The following is a 26,380-nucleotide window of genomic DNA, read 5'->3' as shown; positions in this document are numbered from 1 at the left end:
GAATCCGTTGGTCACAGTCAGCAGGCTTAGCGGCGCTTGGCCATGGCTTCGATGAAGCGATCAAACAAAGGCGCAACGTCGTTTGGACCCGGGCTCGCTTCAGGGTGACCCTGGAAGCTGAACGCGACTTTGTCGGTACGCTCGATACCCTGCAAAGTGCCATCAAACAACGACTTGTGAATCGCCCGAACATTGCCTGGCAGTGTTGCCTCATCCACAGCAAAACCGTGGTTCTGGCTGGTGATCATCACTACACCGGTGTCGAGGTCTTGAACCGGGTGATTGGCACCGTGATGGCCATGGCCCATCTTCACGGTCTTGGCACCCGAGGCCAGCGCCAGGAGCTGGTGACCAAGGCAGATGCCGAAAACTGGAATTTCAGTTTCCAGCACCTCTTTAATAGCGGCAATGGCGTAGTCGCAAGGCTCAGGATCACCCGGGCCGTTGGACAAGAACACGCCATCAGGATTCATCGCCAAGACTTCGCTGGCCGGGGTTTGTGCCGGCACCACAGTCAGGCGGCAACCGCGAGCAACCAACATACGCAGGATGTTTAGCTTAACGCCGTAGTCAAAAGCGACCACGTGGTAAGGCAGCTCACTATCAGGCACTTCGGCGTGACTGTCGGTCTTCAGATCCCAAACCGTCGAGCGCCACTCGTACTGCTCAGTGCAGCTGACGACTTTGGCCAGGTCCATGCCTTTGAGGCCCGGGAAGCTGCGCGCCAGCTCCAACGCTTTTTCTTCGGTGGCATCATCGCCAACCAAGATGCAGCCATTTTGCGAGCCTTTCTCACGCAAAATGCGCGTCAGGCGGCGGGTATCGATATTGGCAATGGCAACAGTGCCATTTTCTTTCAGGTAATCAGGCAGCGACTGCTTGTTGCGCCAGTTACTGGCGATCAGCGGCAGATCACGAATAATCAAACCCGCAGCCCAAACACGATTCGACTCAGCATCTTCCGGCGTGGTGCCGGTGTTGCCGATATGCGGATAAGTCAGGGTAACGATTTGCTGGGCATAGGAAGGATCGGTAAGGATTTCCTGATAGCCGGTCATGGCGGTGTTAAAAACCACCTCACCGATTGTATGGCCATCGGCACCGATGGCCTCGCCACGAAAAATGCTGCCATCAGCAAGGGCTAAAATGGCAGCTTTAGGGGCTGGCTTACTCAAGAAAACCTCCGAAGATCAAAGCTTGAAGCAAACGCAGATTGTAAAAAAGCGGGATGACGTGTGAACCGTCATCCCGCTTTTTTTATGAATTCATTCTGCGTAACTTTTAGTGGGCACACTAAAGCAGAAAGCTTACAGGAAAGTGGCTTTTTGGTCCACCCAACTTACGCTAAAAATTCATCGATTACACACCGCTGATCGAGTGCCTCAATTCAGCTCCAGAACATCCTGCATATCATAGAGCTTTGCCGGCTTGTCCTTGAGCCACAAAGCCGCGCGAACGGCGCCCTTGGCAAAGGTCATGCGGCTGGACGCCTTATGAGTAATCTCAACCCGCTCGCCTTCTGCGGCGAACAGTACCGTGTGATCACCCACCACATCACCGGCGCGGACCGTGGCAAAGCCGATAGTTTCACGTTCGCGAGCACCGGTCTGACCTTCACGCCCATAGACCGCGACCTTTTCCAGATCACGCCCAAGCGCCTTGGCAACCACTTCACCCATGCGCACGGCAGTTCCAGACGGCGCGTCAACCTTGTGCCGGTGGTGCGCTTCAATGATTTCGATATCAACTTCATCACCCAACACACGTGCAGCAGTGTCGAGCAATTTCAGGCAAAGATTAACCCCGACACTGAAGTTGGCTGCAAAGACGATAGGGATTTGCTTGCCCGCCTCGTTAAGCAACTGCTTTTCTTCAACGCTAAACCCCGTAGTACCGATGATCATCGCCTTGCCAGCGCTGCGGCAGATCTCAAGGTTTTTCAGGGTGACCGTTGGATGGGTGAAATCGATCAGCACATCAAAATCATCAAGCACAGCATTCAGGTCGCCTGACAGCGCAACGCCGATCTTGCCAACGGCAATCAACTCACCAGCATCAGCACCCACTAGACTGCTATCCGGACGATCAACCGCCGCACTCAAGCTCGCGCCTTCAGCCTGCTGGACGGCCTCAATCAGGGTTTTACCCATACGCCCAGCGGCGCCCATCACGGCAATACGTTGCATATCAATCTACTCCAATCTGAAAACACAAAGGCCGGATGACCACGCCACCCGGCCTTTAGGAACCCCTGAAAAACTACTGCGCTAGGTATTGCCGTGTTGAAAAGCTGCTTAAAATGCTCATTTACTGCAGTAAACTCCGCTTTCTCGCACCTTCTCGCCTTGCACTCCCGTCGCTCGCTACATTTTTCAAAGGCTCCTTAGGAAGTTACTCAGCGTACTACTTCTGTAACCGTTACAGGTCGCCGAAAAAGCGTTTCACACCTTCAAACCAGCCACTGGCTTTCGGTGAGTGAGAACTGTCACCTTCGATCGACTTGCGAAACTCTTCAAGCAATTCACGCTGACGACGATCAAGCTTGACCGGGGTTTCGACAGCCACACGGCACATCAAATCGCCAGCACCACCGCCACGCACAGGTGCAACACCCTTGCCACGCAGACGGAACAACTTACCGGTTTGCGTGCCTTCCGGGATCTTCAGTTTGACCCGACCATCCAGGGTCGGCACTTCCAATTCACCACCCAGCGCCGCATCGGCAAAGCTGATTGGCACCTCACAGTACAGGTGCTTGCCGTCGCGCTGGAAGATTGCGTGCTCGCGGACATTCACAACCACATACAGATCGCCTGCCGGACCACCCATGGCACCGGCTTCGCCTTCACCGGAAAGACGGATACGGTCACCGGTATCAACACCCGCCGGGACTTTAACCGACAGGGTTTTGTGCTCTTCAACACGCCCCTGACCATGGCAAGAGCCACACGGATCAGTGATCATCTTGCCACTGCCATGGCAACGCGGGCAGGTCTGTTGCACCGAGAAGAAGCCCTGCTGCATACGCACCTGACCAATACCACCACAGGTCGTACAGGTCACAGGCGTAGTGCCTTTCTTGGCACCGGAACCATCGCACGTCTTGCAGTTAGCCAAGGTCGGCACGCGAATGGTCACGGTCGTGCCACGCACGGCCTCTTCCAAGTCCAGCTCAAGGGTGTAACGCAAGTCGCTGCCGCGCTGCGCACCACCACGACCACGGCCGCCAGCACCTGCAGCGCCACCGAAGAAATCACTGAACACATCACCGAAAATATCGGAGAAGTTCGCCCCACCGAAGCCCGCACCACCTGCGCCAGCGCCCCCCATTGACGGGTCAACGCCTGCATGACCGTACTGGTCATAAGCGGCACGCTTGCTCGAATCAGACAGCACTTCGTAAGCCTCGTTGGCTTCCTTGAACTTATCTTCCGAGACTTTATCGTCAGGATTACGGTCCGGGTGATGCTTCATCGCCAGGCGTCGGTAAGCTTTTTTCAGCTCAGCTTCGCTGGCGCCGCGCTCAACACCGAGCACCTCGTAATAGTCACGTTTAGACATAAATCCTCAATACCTCAAACAAATCGTTAAAAAGCTATCGCACCTGCGTCTCTGATTAACGCCTTGCAAATCATTCCCTCCAGACACGCCAACGCGGGAGCAAGCTCCCGCGCGGCGAATCATACAGGTTGTGACTCACGCCACAACCGGCTGGAGCCTTGGTGCATCAGGGATGCACCGAGCAAGCGTTCGCTTACTTGTTGTCTTTAACTTCTTCAAACTCAGCATCTACAACGTCATCAGCAGAGCCTTGATCGTTGCCTTCTGGCTGGGCTTCAGCACCCGGCTGTGGCTGCTCGGCGTACATTTTCTGCGCCAGAGGTGCAGTGGCTTCCGAGAGTGCCGCCACTTTAGCGTCGATCTCTTCTTTGCTGTCGCCTTTGACTGCAACTTCGAGGTCACCAATGGCTTTCTCGATGGCCGCTTTCTCTTCCTCAGTGGCTTTGTCGCCAGCTTCGGTGAGCATTTTGCGGCTGGCATGTACCAGTTGGTCGCCCTGGTTACGTGCAGTTGCCATCTCTTCGAACTTGCGATCTTCGTCAGCGTTAGCTTCGGCGTCACGCACCATTTGTTCGATTTCTTCCTCGGACAGACCCGAGTTAGCCTTGATCACGATCGACTGAGTTTTACCCGTCGCCTTGTCTTTAGCGCCTACGTGCAGGATACCGTTGGCATCAATGTCGAAGGTCACTTCGATCTGCGGCACGCCACGTGGAGCAGGTGGAATCTCGGCCAGATCGAACTTGCCCAGCGACTTGTTCTGCGAAGCTTGCTTACGCTCGCCCTGCAGCACGTGAATGGTCACAGCGCCCTGGTTGTCATCGGCAGTCGAGAACACTTGCGATTTCTTAGTCGGAATCGTGGTGTTTTTCTCGATCAGCGCAGTCATCACGCCGCCCATGGTTTCGATACCCAAGGTCAGAGGCGATACGTCGAGCAGCAGCACGTCTTTGACGTCGCCAGCCAGAACCGCACCCTGAATGGCCGCGCCCATGGCAACAGCTTCGTCCGGGTTAACATCTTTACGCGCTTCTTTACCGAAGAAGTCAGTGACCAACTTCTGTACCAACGGCATACGTGTCTGGCCACCGACCAGAATTACGTCGTTGATCGCGCCCACGTCTACACCGGCGTCTTTCAACGCGATGCGGCAAGGCTCGATAGTGCGCTGAACCAGATCTTCTACCAGCGACTCAAGCTTGGAGCGCGAAATTTTCACGTTCAAGTGCTTAGGACCGGACGCATCTGCAGTGATGTACGGCAGGTTAACGTCAGTCTGCTGGCTTGAAGACAGCTCGATTTTAGCTTTTTCAGCAGCTTCTTTCAGACGCTGCATGGCCAGCGGGTCACCCTTAAGGTTCATGCCGCTTTCTTTCTTGAACTCGTCGACGAGGTAGTCGATCAAGCGGATGTCAAAGTCCTCACCACCGAGGAAGGTGTCACCGTTGGTCGCCAACACTTCGAACTGGTGCTCGCCATCAACTTCGGCAATTTCAATCACCGAAACGTCGAAGGTACCGCCACCCAAGTCATAAACGATGACAGTGTGGTCGCCCTTGGCCTTGTCCATACCGTATGCCAATGCGGCTGCGGTTGGTTCGTTGATGATGCGCTTAACGTCCAGACCCGCGATGCGGCCGGCGTCTTTGGTTGCTTGACGCTGGCTGTCGTTGAAGTAAGCCGGAACGGTAATTACCGCCTCAGTCACCGCTTCGCCCAGGTAGTCTTCGGCGGTTTTCTTCATCTTTTTCAAGATTTCAGCCGAGATCTGTGGCGGAGCCATTTTCTGGTCGTTTACTTGTACCCAAGCGTCCGCATTGTCAGCTTTGACAATTTTGTACGGCACCATCTGGATGTCTTTCTGCACAACTTCTTCGTCAAAACGACGACCGATCAAACGCTTCACCGCGTACAGGGTGTTGTGCGGATTGGTCACTGCTTGACGCTTAGCCGACTGGCCCACCAGGATTTCGCCATCGTTTGCATAAGCGATGATCGACGGAGTGGTGCGCGCGCCTTCGGCGTTTTCAATAACTTTAGCTTTGCCGTTTTCAAGAACGGAGACGCAGGAGTTGGTTGTCCCCAGGTCAATACCGATAATTTTACCCATGATTACTCTCCCGAAACTTTGATAATTCCGCGCTGGCTCTGAACCCGCTGCGGTAGCACTAAATCGCTTGACTGTTTAATGGGGTCTGAAAAATTAATTTCAAGCCTTTTCATCAATTGATGGTGTCGGCGCGGCAGGTGCCTTGCTCACAACAACCATTGCCGGACGCAACAAGCGGCCGTGTAACTGGTAACCCTTCTGGAACACCTGAATCACGCTGTTTGGCTCCAGCGTTGCGCTTTCCTGCATGGCCATTGCCTGATGCAATTCAGGGTTAAAGGGTTGGCCATGTGGGTCGACCGCTTCAAGCTGGTGGCGCGCCAAGGTGTCGCGGAACAACTTCAGGGTTAGTTCCATGCCTTCACGCACTGCCTTGATCGCCTCATCATCTGGGCTCGACAGCTCAAGGCCGCGCTCCAGACTGTCGACAACCGGCAACAGGTCGTTGGCAAATTTCTCCAAGGCAAACTTGTGCGCCTTTTCTACATCTTGATCTGCGCGACGGCGAACGTTTTGCAGATCAGCAGCCATGCGCAGCGATTGATCCTGCGCAGCAGCCAACTGCTCTTCAAGCGTTTGCACGCGAGCAGCCAGTTCATCACCCGGCGTCGCTTCTACTGCTGCGTCTGCCTCGGGAATCTGCGAATCCAGGGTCTGTTCGTCAGCCATGCCTCATCTCTCCTCTAAATAACTGGCGTGAGTCTTAATCCACGCTTCTGCACAGGTATATGGGGGCGGTTTTTACTGCTTCAAGGGTAAAGCAGCGGCAAATACGCAAGATGACACACAGCCCACAGAAGGATATTGCCAGCAGCGAAAAAACTACTGTATAAATAACCATGTCGAACACTTCGGAGACCTCGCCATGCTGGTGCACCTGTCCGTACACAATTACGCAATCGTTGAGCATCTCGATCTAGAGCTGGAGCGCGGCATGAGCGTAATCAGCGGCGAGACCGGCGCAGGTAAATCGATCATGCTCGATGCCCTTGGCCTGACCCTGGGTGATCGCGCAGACAGCGGCGTGGTGCGTCGCGGTGCCGACAAAGCCGACATCCTCGCCAGCTTTGACCTTGATGACATTCCCGAGGCGCGCACCTGGCTAACGGAGCGTGATCTGGACAATGACGGCCCTTGCATTCTGCGTCGAGTGATCACCGCCGAAGGCCGCTCGCGTGGCTACATCAACGGATCACCCTGCCCGCAAGCCGACTTGAAAGCCCTGGGCGAGCTGTTGATTGATATCCATAGCCAGCACGAGCACCAGTCACTGCTCAAGGCCGAAACCCATCGGCGTCTGCTCGATGAGTTTGCCGGCAGTCAAGAGCTTGCCCGCCAGGTATCACTTGCAGCACAACGCTGGAAACAAACCAAGAACGAGCTGGAACGTGTTTCCAGCATCGGCGACGAACAACGCTCGCGCCATCAATTACTCAGCTACCAGCTTGAAGAGCTGGATAACCTGGCGTTGGTCGATAACGAACTGGAACAACTTGAGCAAGAACACAAAAACCTGACCAATGCCGAGAGCTTGCTCGGTGCGTGCCGTCAGGTATTGGAGCTGTGCAGCGAAAGCGATGCTGGTAACGTGTTGTCCGCGCTGACCGGTAGTCTCAACCGCCTGAGCAGCTTTCAAGGTCAGCCAGGGGCATTAACCGAAGCCAGTAATATGCTCGCCAACGCGCAAATTCAAGTTGAAGAAGCTGTCGGCGAACTCAATCGCTTTATCGATCACTTTGATGCTGACCCCGAGCGCCTGCAAACCCTCGAAGAACGCCTTGATGCCATCTACACCTTAGCGCGCAAGCACCGCATCCAGCCCGACCAGCTACCGCACATGCAGCAACAGTTGTTTGATGAGCTCGAAAGCCTGAACGCTGACGACCAAGCGGCTGAGCGCCTCACTGAAGAACTCAGCGCCTACGAGCGACACTATCAGGAAAAAGCTGCCGAGCTAAGCCGCCTGCGTGACAAAGCCTCGGCAAAGCTTGGCAAAGCGGTAGAGAAGGAAATGCAAACCTTAGGCATGCCGGGCGGACGCTTCAGCATCAAACTGCTGGCCAGCAGCAGTGCCGAACCCCATCCAAATGGCATGGAACAGGTCGAGTTTCTGGTCAGCGCCAACCCTGGGCAGCCGCTCAAAGCACTGGCTAAAGTTGCATCGGGCGGTGAGTTGTCGCGCATCAGCCTGGCCATTCAAGTGATTACCGCACAGACCTCTCGCGTACCAACGCTAGTGTTCGACGAAGTTGACGTAGGTATCGGCGGGCCAACAGCTGAAGTCGTAGGCCAGTTGCTTCGCCGCCTGGGTAGCCGCGGCCAAGTGTTAACAGTCACTCACCTGCCACAAGTGGCCGCGCAGGGCCATCAGCACCTGTTCGTACACAAAGCACGGGGCAGTGACGCCACACGTACGGCGGTCAGCAAACTCAGCAACGAACAACGGGTTGAGGAAATTGCACGAATGTTGGGTGGCGTTGACTTAACCGATGAGTCCATCGCCCATGCCCGACAAATGGTTAGCAGCGCCCAAGCTTGAACATTCTCAGCCAAGAGCGGGCATAAAAAAGGCGACCAATAATAGGTCGCCATTTTAATCACGAGCCCGAGCATGCCGCGCAACGTGCAGGGAAACCAAGCCCCCTTAGCGTTTTTTGCGCACGTAAAGCACCAAATTATGGTCTACGAGCTCAAAGCCATGTTCATTTACAATTTCTTTTTGACGCTTTTCGATCTCAGTATCGAAAAATTCAATCACTTCACCGGTGTCCACACAGACCATATGGTCGTGGTGGCCGCCGTCAGCCAGTTCAAACACTGCATGGCCGCCATCAAAGTTATGACGAACAACCAGGCCAGCGGCCTCAAATTGCGTCAATACCCGGTAAACAGTGGCCAAACCGACGTCTTCACCCGCCTCCATTAGAGACTTGTAAACATCTTCTGCACTCATGTGGCGTTGGCCTGCAGAGTCCAGCATTTGCAGGATTTTAACCCGTGGTAGGGTTACTTTCAGGCCAGCCTTGCGTAGTTCGTTATTTTCAACCATGGTCTGCTTTCTCGAGGAAGCGGTTTCGCAGCTTCCCTTAATACGGGTATGATCGGGGTTTACGTTGCCCAGCCAAGATAGTGGAAGTCACGCACCGATGCAAAAAACCAAGCTCCTGCTGACCAGCCTCACCTTTACGGGGCTCATCGCACTCGCCGGTTGTTCATTCCCCGGGGTTTATAAAATCGACATTCAACAGGGCAATGTCGTTACACAAGACATGATAGACCAGTTGCGCCCAGGAATGACCCGCAAACAAGTGCGGTTTATTATGGGTAACCCGCTGATCACCGATACATTCCATGCAAATCGCTGGGATTATCTGTACAGCATGCAGCCAGGTGGTCGTCAGCGCTTGCAAGAGCGCGTAAGTCTGGTGTTTAACGACAATGACCAGCTTACAGGGCTAGCCGGCGACTTTAAGCCGGGCGTTAGCCGTGACCAGGAAATCATGGGCGACGACCCAGCGACGACTGTCACGCCGACTGACGACAACCAAGAGCAGCCGAAGGTCGATACGCCGAAAGTTGATGAAGAGCCGCCAGCTCCGGGCTCACTTCTGGAGCAAATCCAGAACGACGTCGACAGCGCAGAACCTGCAGCTGTACCAACACCTGAGCCGCTGGAAACCGAATAAGGGGATCCAGCTCTCAGGCACAAAAAAACCGGTGAAAACCGGTTTTTTTGCATCCGGGTGGACGTCGCCACTTGCCGCGCAGGGTGGATGGCGCTTTTTCCATCCACCAGCAGCCCTTCGCAACACTCGACTTAAGTGCGCTGGATTGAGCATCACACAGCTTGATCAACGACGGACAAGGCTGCGCGTGCCACACCTTACGATTCTCTGGCTTTAGCCGCTTTGGCGGCGCGCTGCTTGCGCACTTCTTTAGGATCGGCGATCAGGGGGCGATAAATTTCGACTCGCTCGCCATCCTCAAGCACGCGCTCTTGCGGCTTGGCCACAGCCTTGCCAAATATGCCCAGCGGACTGTTAGCTAAATCCAGACCGGGGAAATGGGCCTGCATACCCGATTGCTCAACCGCCTGACGCATGGTCGTGCCGTACGGTAGGCTCAGACGCAGTAGCTTTTGCTTGTCAGCCAAGGCATACACCACTTCCACCACAATGGTTTTGCTATCCATATAATTGTTTAGCGCGCTGGCAGAATGCATCAACCAAGGTGTTTGCCGCCTGATTAAACAACGGCCCCAGTGTCGCCCGGACAATCGACCCCGCGTAATCAAAGGTCAGATCAAGGCTGATTTTGCAGGCCTTGTCGCCCAGTGGCTTGAATTCCCAGCGGCCGTGAAAATGGTTAAAGGGTCCATCCTCAAGATTCAGCTCAATCGACTGCCCTGCCACCAGCGTATTGCGGGTAACAAAGCGCTGACTAAAACCGGCCTTGGCCACCTCAAGGCTGGCAACCATCAGCACATCAGTGACCTCAAGCACTTCACTGGACGAGCACCACGGCAAGAACTCGGGATAGCTCGCCACGTCGTTGACCAAGTCATATAACGCCTGTGCAGGGTATGGCAGCAGCGCCGAGCGCTGAATATGCGTACTCATAAACCTACAACTTCATGCAACACGAACATAATTCTCACTTAGTCAGCTCTGCAACAAACACAATCAAAACACCAATAGGTGCCACAACGCGAATGAGCCACAGGGCGATATTGAACAACAACGGGCTTTTGATCGACAGCTCATCACGCACAGCATCCCGAGTCATGACCCAGCCCGCAAACATTGCAAAGGCCAAACCACCGATCGGCAACAATATACGACTGGTGAGGTAATCAATGCCTTCAAAGAAGTTTTTGCCACCTTCTGCGCCCCACTGAAACAGGTGAAAGCCATCTTTGGCAAATACAAAGAACTTGGCATCGGCTCCGATATTGAACGATAGCACCGTGCCCATGCCGACCAACCAACAAAAAACAGCCAACACACTGGTCACCGCAGCCCGGCTTCGCCCGGTGCGCTCAACAAAGTAAGCCACAGCCGGCTCAAGCATGGAAATAGACGAACTCCACGCCGCCAGCGCAACCAACACAAAGAACACTAACCCCATGATTTGGCCGAAAGCGACATTACCAAAGGCGATTGGCAGGGTGACAAACATCAACCCCGGCCCACCGCCTGGCTCCAGCCCAGCAGCAAACACAATCGGGAACAAAGCCAAGCCAGCCGTCAGTGCGACCAAGGTATCGAGCAGCCCCACTGCCAGCACCGTCGCACCAATCGAGGATTTTTTCGGCATGTAGGAGCCGTACACCATAATAGAGCCCACCCCGACACTCAGGGTGAAGAACGCATGCCCCATGGCTGCGAGAATTCCGCCCTGCACTTTGCTTGGATCAAAGTGGAACAGGAAGCGGAAGCCCTCCATAAAATGGCCGGTGGTGAAGCTGTAGCCGAGCAAGATCAGCAGCAACACGAACAGCATTGGCATCATGATGCGCAAACTGCGCTCAAGCCCAGCGACCACACCTTTGGCGATGACAAACCCAGTGCCGATCATAAACAACGTATGCCACAGGGTCAGCCGCCATGGGTTATCAGTCAGCCCACCAAATGCCTTGCCTGCGCCCTCGGCACTGATACCGCTGAAATCACCACGCCCCATGCCGATGATGTAGTCCAGAGACCAGCCCGCCACCACGCTGTAAAACGACAGAATCAGCAACGCTGCAACCATGCCGATCACCGCCGCAACCGACCAGTAGCGCGAGCCACCTGACTCTTTGGCCAAACTGCGCATCGAATTAACCGGGCTCTGGCGGCCACGACGACCAATCAAGGTCTCGGCCAGCATGATTGGCAAACCGACCAAAGCAATACACACCAGGTACATGGCAACAAAGGCTCCGCCCCCGTATAGCCCGGTCATGTAGGGGAATTTCCAGATATTGCCCAATCCGACGGCCGAGCCGGTGGCCGCCAAAATAAACACCCAGCGGCTGGCCCATGCGCCGTGAATCGAGACTTTTTCGTTTGCCATGTCGCGCTAGCCTGCTGTGCTTGCAAAAAAAAGATCGCGCATTGTCCGAGATAACACGGGGCGGCTCAAGCCTAGGTGCCCCGCACAATGAGTCCTGCAACAGGGAAATAATCAATTGCCGTGCATCAGCCGATAGCGCGAGCGCGTACGACTCCCTATAATGCGCGGCCTATGGCTAAACAAAAGAAACAGAACGAAAACACCATCGCGCTTAACAAGAAAGCGCTGCATGACTATTTCATCGAAACCAAGTTCGAAGCTGGGCTCGCGCTCGCCGGCTGGGAAGTGAAAAGCATGCGAGCCGGTAAAGCTCAGTTGACTGACAGCTATGTGCTGTTGAAAAACGATGAAGCCTGGCTGATGGGTTGCCACATCACCCCGCTCACCACTGCAAGCACCCACGTGATTGCAGACCCTACGCGCACCCGTAAGCTTTTGCTCAACAAGCGCGAACTGGAAAAGCTATTCGGTGCAGTGAACCAGAAAGGCTACACCTGCGTCGCGTTGTCGATTCAGTGGAAGGCCCACCTGGTCAAGTGCACCATTGCCTTGGTGAAAGGTAAGAAAGACTTCGACAAGCGCCACACCGAAAAAGAGCGTGACGCTGATCGCGAAGTTCAGCGCGCCATGCGCACCAAAGGCAAAGAATAGACCCTGCCCAGGTTAGCTGCGGCTAATCTGGTGACTCACAAGCAGGATCAATGGGTCGAGCGGCGCTGCGCCCTCGCCTCGCGCTGGACTTGTTGCTGCACCTCGGCGAGGACCTCCTGCACATAATCAATGTGCTGGTTGGACAGCGCTCGCGCTTCATCTGCACGGCCACCAATAATCGCCTCATACAGCGCCCGATGCTGGTTAATCAGCATATCGCGCGTTTCGGTACGCTGTTCATACATGCCGCCAATGTTGGTCACCACGTTGCGCTTGAGCAAATCAAACAAACCACGAATGGTGTGCAACAGCACCGCATTGTGACTGGCTTCGGCAATCGCCAAGTGGAACTGCGCATCAGCCGCACCCTCTTCTGCGCGCGTCACCTTACCGCTGCGGTTGTAGCAATCTTGCAATGCCTCGAAGGCATTTTTCAGACGCCCAAGATCCAGCTCTGTGGCACGCAGCGCCGCGTAATAAGCGCACGAACCTTCTAAGGTATGGCGAAACTCAAGCAAATCGCGCTGCGCCTCAGGATTACTCTCCATCAGCAATAACAGTGGATCGCTAAAGGTTGAACCCAGGGTTTGAGCAACATAATTCCCGCCCCCTTGACGACTGACCAGCAACCCCTTGGCCACCAGCTTCTGGATCGCCTCGCGCAGTGAAGGGCGCGAGACACCAAAACGCTCAGCCAGCACACGCTCAGCAGGCAGCCGCTCGCCGACTTTTAACGACCCCTCAAGAATCATGGTTTCCAGTTGCGCAACAATGTCATCGCTGAGACGTCGCTGACGCAGAGGTCCAACTTCCATACTTAACCCTCACTGGTTTGACCACTTAACACTAGAACTCAAGCTAGGCGTACAAGCCTATATCGTCGCCATTTACCGCACAACAACGTGCCATCCGACCAAAGTCTTAGCCATGAAGTTTGACAGTCAGGCTCTCGACTTTTAACCTGACCGCCGCACATTGTAAATTGGTATTACCAATTTACCCAACTCTTAATAACAATAACTTTGAGGTTCGTCATGATTATTGCGCTTAACACCCGCCTTCACTCGTACCTCCACGTCTCACCTACGCGCAACTGAGCGGAGATTACAGATGACTTCCGGTGTACTCGCTTTACTCGCTTTCTCGCCTATATTGCTCGCTGCCGTTTTGCTGATTGGCCTACGCTGGCCAGCCAAAACAGCTATGCCTCTGGTTTACTTGTTGACCGCTGCAGTCGGCCTGCTGGCGTGGGACATGAGTTTTACCCGCGTTCTGGCCTCGACCCTGCAAGGCCTGCTGATTACCCTCGGCCTGCTGTGGATTATCTTCGGCGCGATCTTGCTGCTCAACACACTCAAGCACTCGGGCGGCATCACCGCCATTCGCGCCGGCTTTGCCACCATCAGCCCGGACCGCCGCATTCAGGCGATCATCATTGCCTGGCTCTTTGGTTGCTTTATTGAAGGGGCTTCAGGCTTCGGCACTCCAGCCGCAATCGCCGCACCACTGCTGGTTGCGATCGGTTTCCCGGCCATGGCGGCTGTGTTGATGGGCATGTTGGTACAGAGCACACCGGTATCCTTCGGCGCCGTGGGCACCCCTATTATCGTCGGGGTAAGCACCGGGCTGGACAGCCATGCGATTGGCGCACAACTGCTTGAGCACGGTTCATCCTGGGCGCAGTTCCTGCAACTGATCACCAGCGAAGTGGTGATCATCCACGCCATTGTCGGCACCGTCATGCCGCTGTTCATGGCGATGATGCTGACGCGTTTTTTTGGTCGTGAGAAAAGCTGGAAGGCCGGCCTTGAAGTACTGCCATTTGCGATTTTTGCAGGTTTAGCCTTTACCATTCCTTATGCTTTGACCGGTGTGTTCCTTGGCCCGGAGTTCCCGTCACTGATCGGTGGCCTCACAGGCTTGGCCATCGTCACCAGCGCTGCCCGTATGGGTTTCTTGGTACCGAAAACCGCTTGGGATTTTGCTCCGGCAAAAGACTGGCCGGCAGAATGGATCGGCACCGTCGAGATGAAGCTTGAAGAGCTGGGCAGCAAACCGATGAGTGCGCTGCGTGCATGGCTGCCTTATGTCTTGGTTGGCGTGCTGCTGGTGATTAGCCGGGTGTTCCCGGATGTCGGCAACGCACTGAAAGCCGTGGTGATCAACTTCCCGGACTTGCTGGGTGAAACCGGCGTCAGCGCCAACTTCCAGCCGCTGTTCCTGCCGGGTGGTATTTTGGTAGCTGTGGTCATCGCCACCTTCTTCCTGCACGGCATGAAAGTGCGCGAACTGACGGCAGCAGTTAAAGAATCCAGCGCAGTTTTGCTCAGTGCGGGTTTCGTGTTGTTGTTCACCGTACCCATGGTCCGCATCCTGATTAACTCTGGGGTCAACGGTGCAGAGCTGGGCAGCATGCCGATCGTCATGGCGCGCTGGGTTGCAGACAGCGTCGGCGGGATTTACCCACTGTTAGCGCCGAGCATCGGTGCATTGGGGGCGTTTATTGCCGGCTCCAACACCGTCAGTAATATGATGTTCAGCCAGTTTCAGTTTGGTGTTGCCACCAGCCTTGGCATGTCCAGCGCACTGATTGTTGCGGTTCAGGCAATTGGTGCCGCAGCCGGTAACATGGTGGCCATTCACAACGTCGTGGCGGCTTCGGCCACAGTTGGGTTGCTCGGCCGTGAAGGCAATACATTGCGCAAAACCATCTGGCCTACGCTGTACTATGTATTGTTCACCGGCATCATCGCGATGATTGCAGTCTACGGCCTAGGGATTAGTGATCCCTTACTGGCCGCGCAATAACTAACTCATGCCCCTGCCCGGCGCTACCGGACAGGGGCTGCTAGAAACTTCAGATTTATAAAAGCGCGCGCCGCATCGTGCACGCAACGTTGAGGACAGCGCCCGCTTGGCAAGATCCTCATAATCAACATCACAGGGTGCTTTATTGATGATTATCTCTGCCTCTACTGACTACCGTGCCGCCGCCCAACGCAAGCTGCCTCCGTTCCTGTTTCACTATGCAGACGGCGGCGCGTACGCAGAACACACCCTGCGTCGCAATGTTGCAGACCTGGCAGACATCGCCCTGCGTCAGCGTGTGCTGCGCAACATGTCCGAACTCAGCCTGGAAACCACGCTGTTTAACGAAAACCTGTCGATGCCCGTGGCAATTGCACCCATTGGCTTGTGCGGTATGTTCGCCCGCCGCGGTGAAGTCCAAGCCGCCCGCGCCGCAGATGCAAAAGGTATCCCCTTTACCCTGTCGACCGTGTCGGTCTGTCCTATTGAAGAGGTGGCCCCGGCCATCAACCGGCCAATGTGGTTTCAGCTCTATGTGTTGAAAGACCGTGGCTTTATGAAAAATGCACTGGAGCGTGCTAAAGCGGCGGGTGTCACCACGCTGGTTTTCACCGTTGATATGCCTACCCCCGGCGCTCGCTACCGTGACGCCCACTCCGGCATGAGCGGCCCGAACGCTGCAGCACGCCGTATGTTGCAAGCGGTCACTCACCCATCTTGGGCGCTGGATGTCGGTTTGCTTGGCCGTCCGCACGACTTGGGCAATATCTCGACCTATCGCGGCAACCCAACTGGGTTGGCGGATTACATCGGCTGGCTGGCGAATAACTTCGACCCGTCCATTTCCTGGAAAGACCTGGAGTGGATTCGTGATTACTGGGACGGCCCGATGGTCATCAAAGGCATTCTCGACCCGGAAGATGCTAAGGATGCAGTCAAGTTTGGTGCCGACGGCATTGTGGTCTCCAACCACGGTGGTCGTCAGCTCGACGGCGTACTCTCGAGCGCCCGCGCCCTGCCCGCCATTGCTGATGCAGTGAAAGGCGACCTGAAAATTCTCGCTGACTCAGGCATCCGTAACGGCCTCGATGTGGTTCGTATGGTCGCACTGGGCGCTGACTGCGTCATGCTCGGCCGCGCATTCCTGTATGCACTTTCGGTCGCCGGACAAGCTGGCGTCAGCAACCTGCTCGATTTGATCGAAAAAGAAATGCGCGTAGCCATGGTGCTAACCGGTGCGAAATCCATCAGCGAGATCAGTGCTGATTCGCTGGTGCGTGAGCTTGGCCGTTAAATAGTGCCGCGCCGCATGCTGGCATCGTAATACGTGTAAAGCTGTAGCAATAAGACTGCGAAGACAGGCTCTGCGCTACAGCTGCATTAACCGTTCAATAACTGATGATCCACGGAGCTCGCATGAGCCTGCCTGCCGCATTCCTGACTGAAGTTAAGCGCCTGATTCCACGCGAGCGCCTGTTTGATGACCCGCTCTCGACGTTGGCATTTGGCACCGATGCGAGCTTCTACCGGCTGATTCCCAAGCTGGTGGTGCGGGTTGAGTCAGAGGCAGAGGTGGTCGCCTTAGTAAAACTTGCAGCCGCTGAGCACGTCGCGGTCACCTTCCGCGCAGCTGGCACCAGCCTTTCCGGGCAGGCATTAAGTGACTCCGTGTTGATTGTTTTGGGTGATAACTGGAACGCTCGCGAGGTGCGCCAGCAGGGTGCGCAGATCCGCCTGCAACCGGGTGTTATCGGCGCTCAAGCCAACGTAGTACTGGCCCCCTTCCAACGTAAAATCGGCCCCGATCCTGCTTCAATCAATGCCTGCAAAATCGGCGGAATCGTCGCCAACAATGCCAGCGGCATGTGCTGCGGCACGGCGCAAAACAGCTATCAAACCCTCGCAGGCATCCGTTTAGTCCTGGCTGACGGCAGTGTGCTCGACACTGAAGACAGCGCCAGCGTTGCACAGTTTGAACAAAGCCACGCTCAGTTACTTGATCAACTCAAAGAGCTGGGTCAACAGACGCGTGCAAACCCCGAGTTGGCAGCAAAGATTCGCCACAAATACCGGCTGAAAAACACCACGGGCCTATCACTCAACGCGCTGGTCGATTTCGATCAGCCGCTGGATATTCTCAGTCATCTGATGGTGGGCTCAGAAGGGACGCTAGGCTTTATCAGCGCCGTCACCTACAACACAGTGCCGGATCATCCGCATAAGGCCAGCGCGCTGATTGTCTTCCCTGATGTCGAGACCTGTTGCCACGCCGTGACCGTGCTGAAGAGCCAGCCGGTGTCCGCCGTTGAACTGCTTGATCGACGCAGCTTGCGCTCGGTGGAAAATCAAAAAGGCATGCCGGTGTGGGTCAAAGCACTGTCAGCCAATGCCTGTGCATTATTGATTGAAGCGCGTGCGGCCGGAGAAAGCTTGCTGACCGAGCAGCTCAGCCAGATCAGCGCATCCATCAGTCATTTCCCGGTTGAAAAACAGGTCGACTTCAGCACCGACCCACTGGTTTACAACCAACTGTGGAAAATCCGCAAAGACACCTTCCCTGCAGTAGGTGCCGTGCGTGAAACGGGCACCACAGTCATTATCGAAGATGTCACTTTTCCGGTTGAGCAACTGGCCGAAGGGGTCAACCGTCTGCTGGAACTCTTCGACAAACATGCCTACTCAGAAGCGATTATTTTTGGCCACGCCCTGGAAGGCAATCTGCACTTTGTCTTCACCCAAGGTTTCGACTTGCCCGAACAAGTCGCCCGTTACGAAGCGTTTATGCAGGATGTCGCTCAGTTAGTTGCCGTGGAATTCGGCGGCTCGCTAAAAGCCGAGCATGGCACCGGCCGCAACATGGCCCCCTTCGTTGAATTGGAATGGGGCCGCGACGCCCATCAACTGATGTGGCAGATCAAGCGCCTGCTCGACCCACAAGGCATCCTCAACCCTGATGTAGTGCTCAGTGAAGACCCGCAAATCCATTTAAAAAACCTCAAACCGCTGCCCGCTGCCGATGAAATTGTCGACAAGTGCATCGAGTGTGGTTTCTGCGAGCCGGTCTGCCCATCAAAAGGCCTGACCCTGAGCCCGCGTCAGCGCATTGTCGTATGGCGTGATATTCAAGCTAAACAACGCGCAGGCATTGATACCACTGACTTGGAGCGCGACTATCACTACCAAGGTATCGACACCTGCGCAGCAACGGGGCTGTGCGCGCAGCGCTGCCCTGTCGGCATCAATACCGGCGACTTGGTACGCAAGTTGCGCGCCCGTGAAGCGACTCACACGCGCACGGCTGACTGGCTCGCCAACAATTTCGCGACAGCCCTAAACGGCACCCGGGCAACGCTGACGCTGGCAAACGGCGTACGCAAGCTTCTCGGCGCGCCACGCCTGCAAACCCTTTCAGCCAAGTTGAGCAGTGTTTCCAAGCAACGGATTCCGCAGTGGACGCCGGCGATGCCGCAAGCGGTAAGGCCGCTACGGGTCCATGCGCCTAGCCAAGATGCCCGTCCGCGGGTGGTTTATCTGGCCGCCTGCGTGTCGCGCGCCATGGGTCCGTCATTCAGTGACAGCGAGCAAATGCCACTGATCGACAAAACCCGTGACCTGCTGGAAAAAGCCGGGTATCAGGTTGTATTTCCAGAAGATCAGGAAAACCTCTGCTGCGGCCAACCATTCGCCTCCAAAGGCTATGCAGAACAAGCCGATCGCAAGCGCGCCGAACTGGTTGATGCGTTACTAAAAGCCAGCCGCGGCGGGCTTGACCCCATTTACTGTGACACCAGCCCCTGCACCTTGCGTTTGATTCAGGACGGCCTCGACTCACGGCTCAACCTGCATGACCCGGTTAAATTTATTCGCGAACACTTACTCGATCGCCTGGAGATAAGCCCACAGGACCAGCCGATTGCCCTGCATGTCACCTGCAGTACCCAGCACTTGGGGGAAGCACAAGGATTAATCGACATCGCCAAGCGTTGCTCTAAACAGGTGGTCATTCCAGAAGGCATTCACTGCTGTGGTTTTGCTGGCGACAAGGGCTTCACCACACCGGAGCTAAACAGCCACTCATTACGCGACCTCAAAGATGCGGTACAGATCTGCCAAGAAGGTATTTCAACCAGCCGAACCTGTGAAATTGGTTTGAGTGAGCACGCCGGTATCGATTATCACAGCCTGGTTTACCTAGTTGATCGGGTTTCGCGCCCGCGCTCCATTTAAACCCCCCGACCAAACCTGCACTCGCACGGCGCTGCGCGTGCAGGGCGATCGCCTGAGTAATGCTTGGTTACAACCACCCAACTCAGCAATTCATATAATCTGAACTTTCAATCGGTGCGCCGGGTCATTTTCTATGAGCTTTGAAAGAAAATGGCTTAAGAACCCCGTCGAGACTACTCTACTTTATGAGTTAACTCGCGAGACCTACCATTGAAAAGGATGACTTCTATGAAACGTATTTCAGCTTTCGTAATCGCAGCCGCTCTGACAGCACCGGCCTTCGCTGCAACTGACCTATGTGATGTAAATCTGCAGAAGCTCGATGATAGCTCCGCCGTCATCAGTACGCTCGGCACACCGCTAAAAGAGCAGGTTGAAGAACATACAAAACTTGCCAAAGAAGCCAAAGCCGCTGGCAATGTAAAAGAATGTGGCAGCCATGCCGAACAAGCGCTGCAAATGCTTAAAGGCCCCAACGGTGACACCAACACCGACGCCGGCTAATCAAACCTGAAAGACAGCTGCTTGGTTAATCCCATCAGCTGTCTTTTTAGTTTTGAGCTTCACCGGGGGAGCCCAACCGTTGCGATCATTCGAAGCCTTGGTCGGATGCGTTACGCTTTCCCGGTATCAACTCCCCCTACCCCAAGTCAGCACTTGCATCCATCGAGTGCACGGCTTCATTAAATAACTGCAATAAGACACCACAACCCTAGCCCAATAAGGTATGTTCAAATTATGTGAGCGTGCCTAAGTAAGGGAAAACTATGAAAATCCAAGTCAATAGTGATAACCACATCGATAGCACAAGCAGACTGGAGGAGTGGGTCAGCACCACAGTAGAAAGCGCATTGGCGCATTACGACGAACACATCACTCGCGTTGAAGTACACCTCAGCGACGAGAACGGCGATAAGCCCGGCCCAGACGACATGCGCTGCCAGATGGAAGCCCGCCCTAAAGGCCATCAACCGATTTCCGTCACCCACAAAGCCAGTTCACTGGACCAAGCTGTGGAAGGCGCTGCCACCAAACTCAACCATGCCCTTGAACATATGTTCGGTAAGCTGCGCAACAAACGCGGCGGAGCGGCTGCACTGAGTGCGGATCATACGTTAAGCAACTCCGATGCTCTGCTACAGGAAGAATTCCTGGAGAACGATCAAGCATTGCATAGCTGATCAAAGCCTCGGCTCGAACACGAGCAACGAGTCATACCCCCAACGCCCGATGCACTGCATTGGGCGTTTTGCATTAATGGCGGGCCAACAACTCGAAACGCACCCACCGTGCACAGCAATCGCGAAGCGCCTATAGCCGAGCGGCTTGATTGGTAACGTGCAGCGAGGACAACAGCACGCGACGCAGCGCTTTCAGCTCTATGGGCTTGCTCAGGCAAGCACTAGCACCAAGGCTCCGGGCGCGCGCGAACAACTGTTCATCAGCTTGCCCACTCATCACTATTATCGGAAGCCCGGCAAGCATCAGATTGCCGCTGAGTGCGCGTAACACCTCAAGGCCTTCGGTAGGCGTCGGTAAATCAAGGTCCAACAGCAACAACACCGGGACTTCCTGGTCGAGCATTGCCAGCACCTGCTGAGCATTGTCGACGCCACGTACATGGGCCAAACCATGCAACACCTCGTTGGCCAGTTGCTCGGCGACAAGGCTGTTATCGATACATACCACCAACGGTGGTTTCGGTGCCAGCGATACCTCTTCGTGAGGTTCCGTCGGCTGCCCTGCACTCTGTAGATCAATCCAGAAACAACTGCCCTTGCTCTCTTCACTCTGAACCCCGATCTCGCCCCTCATCAAGTGAGCAAGTTCGCGACACAGCACTAAACCTATGCCTGTCCCCGGAATATTAGAGCTCTCACGGCCAAGGCGCTGAAAGGGTTCGAACAACTGCCTGACTTGCTCCTCACTGAGCCCATCACCCGTGTCGCAAACCCACAGCCTTACAGAGTCGGAACGCACCTCGTAACCCAGTTTGATGCCCCCTTGCGGGGAGTTGTATTTGATCGCGTTAGACAAAAAATTGAGGATCACCTGGCGGACTCTACGAGCATCCGCGTAAACAAATAGCGAGACATCCTTATCAATTTCAACATGGATATCCAACTCGCGGCGTCGAGCTTCAGGCAGCACTAACTCAGCGCAGCCATGCAACAAGCCGGCAACATCAACAGGCTCCATTTGTAATTGCTGAGTCCGACTTTCAATGCTCGACAGATCAAGAATGTCATCAACCAGCGAGGTCAGGTGACGGCTGGCGTTAACAATCTCGTGCGCATAATCTGCCTCTTGCTGGCGGCCTGGATTATCTTGGCTATCGAGCTCAATCAGTTGGGCAAACCCTTGAATCGCATTAAGCGGGGTGCGCAATTCATGGCTCATACTCGACAGGAAACGGCTCTTGGCCTGACTTGCCGATTGCGCCTCCAAAGTGGCACTGCGCAACTCCTCTTGGGCAAGTTTTAATCGCGTCACATCAACATAAGTGCCCGCAACACGAAGCGGATGCCCCTGCTCATCTCGCTCCAATACCTTGCCGCGGCTAAGTAGCCAGACATAGTTCCCTTGCGCATCTGCAAAACGGTACTCCGCCTCAAAATGCTCTTGATCACTGTGCGAAAACTGCTCACGCAAATGACGCAGGCGTTGCAAGTCATTTGGATGCAAACGCTGATTAAAATCGTTTAACGTGACCGCGCACTCAGGCAGTCCAAATCGCTCACGAAAGCGCTCGCTGATGTTAATGATGAGTAAGTCCTGATCCACTTCCCAAAAGCCCTCAGTCGTACTATCAAGCACCAACTGGAGAATTCCTTGCGCCTCGTGGCGTTCAACCTCACTCGCGTGTAACTGCTCAGCGGTCTGCAGCACCGCTGTTGAAATTGACTCCAGCTCGCTGATCTCACTGCGCACGGCTTGCAACCTGTATTGCCCGCCACCCAACTGCCGAAGCATGCCCACTATCGCGTCAATCGGATCAGACAACAAAGCACTCATCCGCTTTGAACGCAGCCACATCCAGCCGAAAAACAGCAAATAAAACAGCAACAAGCCAACAATCATCAGGTAGCCGATACTCAGGTAATGGCTGGAAATACGATTGGTCTCGCGAAAGATATTTACCTCATCAACCACCAGCAATAACTTCCAGCCCGTCTGCTCAACCTCACTCCACGCCACCAATTGTTTACGGCCGTTAAGATTGGTCTCAATTACCGCGCTATCACCTTGGGTAATGGCGTCCAGCAATGGCTGCATGTCAGTACGGCCAGCCAGGCTGAAACGTTTGGGCTTCAAGACTTCAGCCTTCACCGCGCCGTCGTACGATGCCTCGGTAAGCGCATCTAAACCAAAATCTTGCTCACCCGCCTTGGGCATCGCCATGATGGTATTTTCAGGCCCGATCAGAACTGAATAGCCATTCCAAGGCACGATCAGATTACTGACCTCTTCTATCAACTCACCGACCGTGACATCGAGCCCAACCACGCCTTCCAAAAATCCATCGCGGTACACCGGCGCAATAGCCGACATAACCCAACCCTGGCCCGCAGGATCGAGATAAATATCGGTCCAGACCGTCTTGCGCTCAGGGTTATGCGCGGCGTCAGCCTTGTAGTAGAAATTAAACTTGGTTATATCGAAATCACGCGGGTAAAGCGCAAGCGTATCGATAGCAGGGTAAATCCGGTTGTAGCTGTCCCACGTATTGAAATAGGCAGCCGCTACAGTCGAGTTCGCCGCATGGATGGAGCGCAAAAGCGGGTCAATCTGAGCCAAACGCAAGACCTTGCTGTGGTCCTGCTGCTGCAGTGGCGTCAGATTCGAATAAAAAGAAGCCGCGCGGCCCTGCCTCTCTTCAGAGTAATAAATACCTTCAGGGCTGGTTCTGTAGCGCTTGAGCTCAACCTCATCCACTTTGAAGTCATTGTCTCGCAGCGCCTCCCCCGCAGCATCACGAAGCAGCTCAACCTGAACCTGCACACCTTTCAAGCGGCTCTCGATCACTTGCCGCTCACGATCAACAGAGGTCGACAACTGACTGAGCGCACTCTCACGCAGATACCCCACCTGAGCTTCGCGTATAGCCGAGTTGCTTAGCAGATAAACAGCAATCAAGACGCACTCAACCAGCACCAGCGGGATCAACGAGCTCTGTACAAACGCCCGCCACATCCACTGGCGCAGTGGATATGACGCTATCCGTGATGACATACCCATGCTTTTTCCTGAAGACTCAATTCCAAGCAACCGCCATCATACCTTTATCTGCAGGAGTGGCTCAGCAATCGAGTATTGGCGGTCGACGCATGGTGGAGCTTTGTCGTACACTAGAGCGGTCTTAGAGACGTACCACCGTTTGGGGCCGATTAGGATTCGACGCCGGTAGCGAAACTCGAGGGGCATGCCGAGTGGGTAACAGAACTCGTAAATCCACTGTTGCAAACTTTATAATTGCCAATGATGACAATTACGGTGCTCAACTAGCTGCGTAAGCAGCCTAGTCGCACTTCTGGTAGCTTCGGCTCCAGCAATCATTAGGGGATGTCTGTAAACCCGAAATGATTGTCATATAGAACAGAATCGCCGCGTAGTACGTTGTGGACGAAGTGGCTAAAACTTACACAACTCGCCCAAAGCACCCTGCCCGTCGGGCGGCCAAGGGTTAACTTAATAGACACGGCTAAGCATGTAGAACCGACAGCGGAGAACTGGCGGACGGGGGTTCAAATCCCCCCGGCTCCACCATTTGCAACACGATAAGCCCTTGAATTTCCTAGCGATTTTCAGGGGCTTTTTGCTTTCTGGGTGTTCGGTGACGAAGAAGCGTCGAAAACTCTAGGCACGCTGCAGGCTATCGCTCTCTATATCGGAGAAGTTAGTAATCTTTACTGCCCCATCAGGGAAGCGTGCAACCACTTCTAGCTGCCCACCCATAGCCTCGATATGGCTGCGAAGCGTAGAAATGTACATATCAGTACGCTTCTCCATCTTTGCAATGGACGGTTGTTGTACGTGCATCATTTCGGCCAAGACCTTTTGGGACAAGCCTCGGGCTTGGCGAAGCTCGTTCAGCGGCATTTCAGCAAGCAAAACCTGAGCTTTAGCCTCTACTCTAGCTTGAGATTCAGGCGACATTTTTGCGCGCAAATCTGAAAATTTCTTAGCCATTAAGCAGGCCCTCCTTTTTGAGCTGTTGCAAGTGCGCATCCTATAGTCGATCAGCAACAGGAATGTTCTGGTCATGCCAGCGCTCATCGCCAGTTTGTCTCCACCGATAAGCAAGATCGCAGAACGCCTGGGATCAAAGGCATACAATGCGCGAAGTGGTCATCCATCATGCTGAGTACGAAGCGCCTTCATACGGCTATAGCGTGAACCATTAACCCCACTACTGTGAGGAAAACCCAGCGAAGGGCCACGCGCTTCCAACAACGGCACAGAAACAGCTAGAGACTCCTACTCATCCTCTGACAGATTTTCCCACCAGGCACCAAACTCATCAGTGTATTCAACATCCCAAGTCATAAATCAATATAGCCTCTGAGGAATATTCCTTCAATGGAATATTTAAATTGCTTATTGGATACAGAGCCTGCTCGACGACGAAGTTCTTCAACAGGATTTGCTACAGGCATACCGCAAGCTTTTATCCAGCCCACAGACAACCACCGATTGGCAAAATTACCTCGTTGTCCCCCACAACGAAGTGTCGATCCAGGTCTGCCAAGGTGGCTGATAGCCAGCAGTGGCAAGCCTCCGCCTATATAGAGCATGCCGCAGGGTCACCTAGGAACTTATCTCTATACGGTGCCCGGTTAAAACGAGCCCTCTGCCCAAAACAACAACCGTTGCCCAAAGTGAAGGCAGCCAGAGAACCTCTACAGCAGGCGCGCACCGGGCCACCAACACCCAATGCACGCGAATGAGGCGCTGCGCACTGGTTCAGTGCCAATCGCTAATACTTGCTCGACGGCCATTGGCCTACTTCCCATCAAAGAGCGCCAACAAACAATACGTCAACAAAATGGCGCTTTCTTATCTGATTGATTTTAAAAAATAACAAACGTCAAAAAGTCATAATTCTTTTATAGGATCGCTCCATCTCCAGATTTCTAGCACTTGCAGCTGTGTTGGTATGCTTCCTGCATTTGCCGAAATATCCCCTCCTCTGAGACAGGAGGACTGGAGCCAGGATTGGCAAGTCGCCGCCAACCCTGCCACCCATAGGTTAAGCATGGAGCAATACGCTGATGGAAAGCCTCAATACCGCACTAACATCTTGGTATTTGTTGCAATGCAAGCCCCGTCAGGACTCGCGGGCGGCGCTTAATCTCCAGCATCAGCAATACACCGTTTTTCACCCGCAAATCTCCAGGAAACCGGTACTCGGAGAAGCCCGTTCAAATGGCCTGGAAGCGCTTTTCCCTGGCTATCTGTTTATTGCTCTCTCACAAGAAGACAACTGGGGACCTCTACGGTCAACCCGGGGTGTCAGTCGTATCGTCAGCTTCAACAACACGCCACTTAAGGTGCCGGATCACGTTATCGAGCACCTCTACGAGCGATGCCGCACTTATCAGTCGGGGCCCACTCTGGCTCCCGGCGACACGGTTCAAATCGTTCAAGGCCCACTGAACACCTTGGAAGGTATCTTCCTATCAATGGACGGGCACGAACGCGTAGTCGTTTTACTGCAACTACTGAGTCGCGAACATCAGGTTCGAATACCTGTGGAATACATCAAGAGCGCTTGAATAGCTCCACCAGAGAGCAAGAGCTACAGGATGCTGGATGGCATTCCTCGAGGCTGCATTAAAGCCCCCGTTTCGTGGGGTGAAATAAACATTTAAACAGCCAGATTCGTCTCAAGGGATTAACGAAAAACCTTGGGGCGGTAGCGTGCCTGAACGCTCTGTTTGAAGACTCACGAGTGCTGGATTACTT

21 protein-coding genes, 1 other RNA gene and 1 pseudogene are annotated in these 26,380 nt (G+C 54.5%); 10 read left to right on the top strand and 13 right to left on the bottom strand.

All coding sequences use genetic code 11. The features are described from left to right. Window positions 1-26: 26 nt before the first annotated feature. From carA to grpE, 5 genes are all read right to left on the bottom strand, one after another. Window positions 27-1,175, bottom strand: coding sequence for a glutamine-hydrolyzing carbamoyl-phosphate synthase small subunit (gene carA / locus ACIGCM_RS09950; RefSeq protein ID WP_397501880.1), 1,149 nt, complete (start codon window positions 1,173-1,175; stop codon window positions 27-29). A gap of 207 nt (window positions 1,176-1,382) precedes the next feature. Next, the gene (dapB, locus tag ACIGCM_RS09945) at window positions 1,383-2,186 is read right to left on the bottom strand and encodes a 4-hydroxy-tetrahydrodipicolinate reductase (protein ID WP_397501879.1); all 804 of its coding nucleotides are present in this window, start codon (window positions 2,184-2,186) and stop codon (window positions 1,383-1,385) included. A 232-nt stretch (window positions 2,187-2,418) separates the two neighbouring features. Then, a complete protein-coding gene (gene dnaJ / locus ACIGCM_RS09940; protein WP_397501878.1) occupies window positions 2,419-3,561 on the bottom strand; it encodes a molecular chaperone DnaJ in 1,143 nt (380 codons plus the stop codon). A 193-nt stretch (window positions 3,562-3,754) separates the two neighbouring features. Then, window positions 3,755-5,671, bottom strand: a complete 1,917-nt coding sequence (gene dnaK, locus ACIGCM_RS09935) for a molecular chaperone DnaK (RefSeq protein ID WP_397501877.1) — start codon at window positions 5,669-5,671, stop codon at window positions 3,755-3,757. A 99-nt stretch (window positions 5,672-5,770) separates the two neighbouring features. Continuing rightward, entirely contained in the window at window positions 5,771-6,340 is a 570-nt protein-coding gene (grpE, locus tag ACIGCM_RS09930) for a nucleotide exchange factor GrpE (protein ID WP_397501876.1), read from the bottom strand. Between the two features lie 196 nt (window positions 6,341-6,536). Between grpE and recN the strand changes: the two genes are divergently transcribed. Beyond that, window positions 6,537-8,210: a DNA repair protein RecN gene (recN, locus tag ACIGCM_RS09925; RefSeq protein ID WP_397501875.1), complete on the top strand. Its 1,674-nt coding sequence runs from the start codon at window positions 6,537-6,539 to the stop codon at window positions 8,208-8,210. A gap of 105 nt (window positions 8,211-8,315) precedes the next feature. Here recN and fur read toward each other — a convergent pair whose 3' ends face one another. Beyond that, window positions 8,316-8,720, bottom strand: coding sequence for a ferric iron uptake transcriptional regulator (fur, locus tag ACIGCM_RS09920; RefSeq protein ID WP_397501874.1), 405 nt, complete (start codon window positions 8,718-8,720; stop codon window positions 8,316-8,318). Window positions 8,721-8,817: 97 nt separating this feature from the next. Between fur and ACIGCM_RS09915 the strand changes: the two genes are divergently transcribed. Next, window positions 8,818-9,357, top strand: coding sequence for an outer membrane protein assembly factor BamE (locus ACIGCM_RS09915; protein ID WP_397501873.1), 540 nt, complete (start codon window positions 8,818-8,820; stop codon window positions 9,355-9,357). Window positions 9,358-9,554: 197 nt separating this feature from the next. On the opposite strand, the gene ACIGCM_RS09910 is transcribed toward ACIGCM_RS09915, so the two are convergent. The 3 genes from ACIGCM_RS09910 to ACIGCM_RS09900 are packed head-to-tail and all read right to left on the bottom strand — an operon-like array spanning window position 9,555 to window position 11,728. Then, complete coding sequence (locus tag ACIGCM_RS09910) at window positions 9,555-9,863, bottom strand: RnfH family protein (protein ID WP_397501872.1); 309 nt, start codon at window positions 9,861-9,863, stop codon at window positions 9,555-9,557. After that, on the bottom strand, window positions 9,856-10,290 hold the full coding sequence (locus ACIGCM_RS09905) for a type II toxin-antitoxin system RatA family toxin (protein ID WP_397501871.1): 435 nt from the start codon (window positions 10,288-10,290) through the stop codon (window positions 9,856-9,858). Before ACIGCM_RS09905 ends, ACIGCM_RS09910 begins: the two co-directional genes overlap by 8 nt. A gap of 34 nt (window positions 10,291-10,324) precedes the next feature. Then, entirely contained in the window at window positions 10,325-11,728 is a 1,404-nt protein-coding gene (locus ACIGCM_RS09900; RefSeq protein ID WP_397501870.1) for a sodium-dependent transporter, read from the bottom strand. 171 nt (window positions 11,729-11,899) lie between these two features. Here ACIGCM_RS09900 and smpB point away from each other — a divergent pair, with 171 nt between their 5' ends. Beyond that, the gene (smpB, locus tag ACIGCM_RS09895) at window positions 11,900-12,379 is read left to right on the top strand and encodes an SsrA-binding protein SmpB (RefSeq protein ID WP_339516273.1); all 480 of its coding nucleotides are present in this window, start codon (window positions 11,900-11,902) and stop codon (window positions 12,377-12,379) included. A gap of 47 nt (window positions 12,380-12,426) precedes the next feature. On the opposite strand, the gene ACIGCM_RS09890 is transcribed toward smpB, so the two are convergent. Continuing rightward, window positions 12,427-13,194, bottom strand: coding sequence for an FCD domain-containing protein (locus ACIGCM_RS09890; protein WP_397501869.1), 768 nt, complete (start codon window positions 13,192-13,194; stop codon window positions 12,427-12,429). A gap of 295 nt (window positions 13,195-13,489) precedes the next feature. Here ACIGCM_RS09890 and ACIGCM_RS09885 point away from each other — a divergent pair, with 295 nt between their 5' ends. The 5 genes from ACIGCM_RS09885 to ACIGCM_RS09865 all read left to right on the top strand — a co-directional run bounded on the left by ACIGCM_RS09885 (window position 13,490) and on the right by ACIGCM_RS09865 (window position 20,595). Further along, window positions 13,490-15,187 (top strand): L-lactate permease, encoded by a 1,698-nt coding sequence (locus ACIGCM_RS09885; protein WP_397501868.1) that lies wholly within the window; start codon window positions 13,490-13,492, stop codon window positions 15,185-15,187. 148 nt (window positions 15,188-15,335) lie between these two features. Next, a complete protein-coding gene (gene lldD / locus ACIGCM_RS09880; protein ID WP_397501867.1) occupies window positions 15,336-16,481 on the top strand; it encodes an FMN-dependent L-lactate dehydrogenase LldD in 1,146 nt (381 codons plus the stop codon). Between the two features lie 122 nt (window positions 16,482-16,603). Then, entirely contained in the window at window positions 16,604-19,414 is a 2,811-nt protein-coding gene (locus ACIGCM_RS09875) for an FAD-binding and (Fe-S)-binding domain-containing protein (protein WP_397501866.1), read from the top strand. Between the two features lie 228 nt (window positions 19,415-19,642). Beyond that, window positions 19,643-19,918 (top strand): hypothetical protein, encoded by a 276-nt coding sequence (locus tag ACIGCM_RS09870; protein ID WP_397501865.1) that lies wholly within the window; start codon window positions 19,643-19,645, stop codon window positions 19,916-19,918. A gap of 263 nt (window positions 19,919-20,181) precedes the next feature. After that, the gene (locus ACIGCM_RS09865; RefSeq protein WP_397501864.1) at window positions 20,182-20,595 is read left to right on the top strand and encodes an HPF/RaiA family ribosome-associated protein; all 414 of its coding nucleotides are present in this window, start codon (window positions 20,182-20,184) and stop codon (window positions 20,593-20,595) included. 130 nt (window positions 20,596-20,725) lie between these two features. On the opposite strand, the gene ACIGCM_RS09860 is transcribed toward ACIGCM_RS09865, so the two are convergent. Further along, a complete protein-coding gene (locus ACIGCM_RS09860) occupies window positions 20,726-23,653 on the bottom strand; it encodes an ATP-binding protein (RefSeq protein WP_397501863.1) in 2,928 nt (975 codons plus the stop codon). Between the two features lie 141 nt (window positions 23,654-23,794). Between ACIGCM_RS09860 and ssrA the strand changes: the two genes are divergently transcribed. Further along, window positions 23,795-24,181, top strand: a transfer-messenger RNA (tmRNA) gene (gene ssrA, locus ACIGCM_RS09855). Between the two features lie 90 nt (window positions 24,182-24,271). Here the strand turns inward: ssrA and ACIGCM_RS09850 are convergent. Both ACIGCM_RS09850 and ACIGCM_RS09845 read right to left on the bottom strand, forming a co-directional pair. Then, window positions 24,272-24,604, bottom strand: coding sequence for an XRE family transcriptional regulator (locus tag ACIGCM_RS09850; RefSeq protein ID WP_397501862.1), 333 nt, complete (start codon window positions 24,602-24,604; stop codon window positions 24,272-24,274). Between the two features lie 40 nt (window positions 24,605-24,644). Further along, window positions 24,645-24,961, bottom strand: a pseudogene (locus ACIGCM_RS09845) (type II toxin-antitoxin system RelE/ParE family toxin). A 725-nt stretch (window positions 24,962-25,686) separates the two neighbouring features. Between ACIGCM_RS09845 and rfaH the strand changes: the two are divergent. Continuing rightward, entirely contained in the window at window positions 25,687-26,190 is a 504-nt protein-coding gene (gene rfaH / locus ACIGCM_RS09840; RefSeq protein WP_397501861.1) for a transcription/translation regulatory transformer protein RfaH, read from the top strand. The last annotated feature ends 190 nt before the right edge of the window (window positions 26,191-26,380 follow it).

This window comes from Pseudomonas sp. NPDC078700, assembly GCF_044542375.1.
GTDB lineage: Bacteria > Pseudomonadota > Gammaproteobacteria > Pseudomonadales > Pseudomonadaceae > Aquipseudomonas.
Note: the sequence above shows the minus strand (reverse complement) of the source record. Positions and strands in the feature narration are given on the sequence as shown.

Excerpts from the sequence above, each read along its gene's own strand:
- dapB (WP_397501879.1), bottom strand. The coding sequence starts at position 2,186 with ATGCAACGTATTGCCGTGATGGGCGCCGCTGGGCGTATGGGTAAAACC.
- dnaJ (WP_397501878.1), bottom strand. The coding sequence starts at position 3,561 with ATGTCTAAACGTGACTATTACGAGGTGCTCGGTGTTGAGCGCGGCGCC.
- dnaK (WP_397501877.1), bottom strand. The coding sequence starts at position 5,671 with ATGGGTAAAATTATCGGTATTGACCTGGGGACAACCAACTCCTGCGTC.
- grpE (WP_397501876.1), bottom strand. The coding sequence starts at position 6,340 with ATGGCTGACGAACAGACCCTGGATTCGCAGATTCCCGAGGCAGACGCA.
- recN (WP_397501875.1), top strand. The coding sequence starts at position 6,537 with ATGCTGGTGCACCTGTCCGTACACAATTACGCAATCGTTGAGCATCTC.
- fur (WP_397501874.1), bottom strand. The coding sequence starts at position 8,720 with ATGGTTGAAAATAACGAACTACGCAAGGCTGGCCTGAAAGTAACCCTA.
- ACIGCM_RS09915 (WP_397501873.1), top strand. The coding sequence starts at position 8,818 with ATGCAAAAAACCAAGCTCCTGCTGACCAGCCTCACCTTTACGGGGCTC.
- ACIGCM_RS09910 (WP_397501872.1), bottom strand. The coding sequence starts at position 9,863 with ATGGATAGCAAAACCATTGTGGTGGAAGTGGTGTATGCCTTGGCTGAC.
- ACIGCM_RS09905 (WP_397501871.1), bottom strand. The coding sequence starts at position 10,290 with ATGAGTACGCATATTCAGCGCTCGGCGCTGCTGCCATACCCTGCACAG.
- ACIGCM_RS09900 (WP_397501870.1), bottom strand. The coding sequence starts at position 11,728 with ATGGCAAACGAAAAAGTCTCGATTCACGGCGCATGGGCCAGCCGCTGG.
- smpB (WP_339516273.1), top strand. The coding sequence starts at position 11,900 with ATGGCTAAACAAAAGAAACAGAACGAAAACACCATCGCGCTTAACAAG.
- ACIGCM_RS09890 (WP_397501869.1), bottom strand. The coding sequence starts at position 13,194 with ATGGAAGTTGGACCTCTGCGTCAGCGACGTCTCAGCGATGACATTGTT.
- ACIGCM_RS09885 (WP_397501868.1), top strand. The coding sequence starts at position 13,490 with ATGACTTCCGGTGTACTCGCTTTACTCGCTTTCTCGCCTATATTGCTC.
- lldD (WP_397501867.1), top strand. The coding sequence starts at position 15,336 with ATGATTATCTCTGCCTCTACTGACTACCGTGCCGCCGCCCAACGCAAG.
- ACIGCM_RS09875 (WP_397501866.1), top strand. The coding sequence starts at position 16,604 with ATGAGCCTGCCTGCCGCATTCCTGACTGAAGTTAAGCGCCTGATTCCA.
- ACIGCM_RS09870 (WP_397501865.1), top strand. The coding sequence starts at position 19,643 with ATGAAACGTATTTCAGCTTTCGTAATCGCAGCCGCTCTGACAGCACCG.
- ACIGCM_RS09865 (WP_397501864.1), top strand. The coding sequence starts at position 20,182 with ATGAAAATCCAAGTCAATAGTGATAACCACATCGATAGCACAAGCAGA.
- ACIGCM_RS09860 (WP_397501863.1), bottom strand. The coding sequence starts at position 23,653 with ATGGGTATGTCATCACGGATAGCGTCATATCCACTGCGCCAGTGGATG.
- ACIGCM_RS09850 (WP_397501862.1), bottom strand. The coding sequence starts at position 24,604 with ATGGCTAAGAAATTTTCAGATTTGCGCGCAAAAATGTCGCCTGAATCT.
- rfaH (WP_397501861.1), top strand. The coding sequence starts at position 25,687 with ATGGAAAGCCTCAATACCGCACTAACATCTTGGTATTTGTTGCAATGC.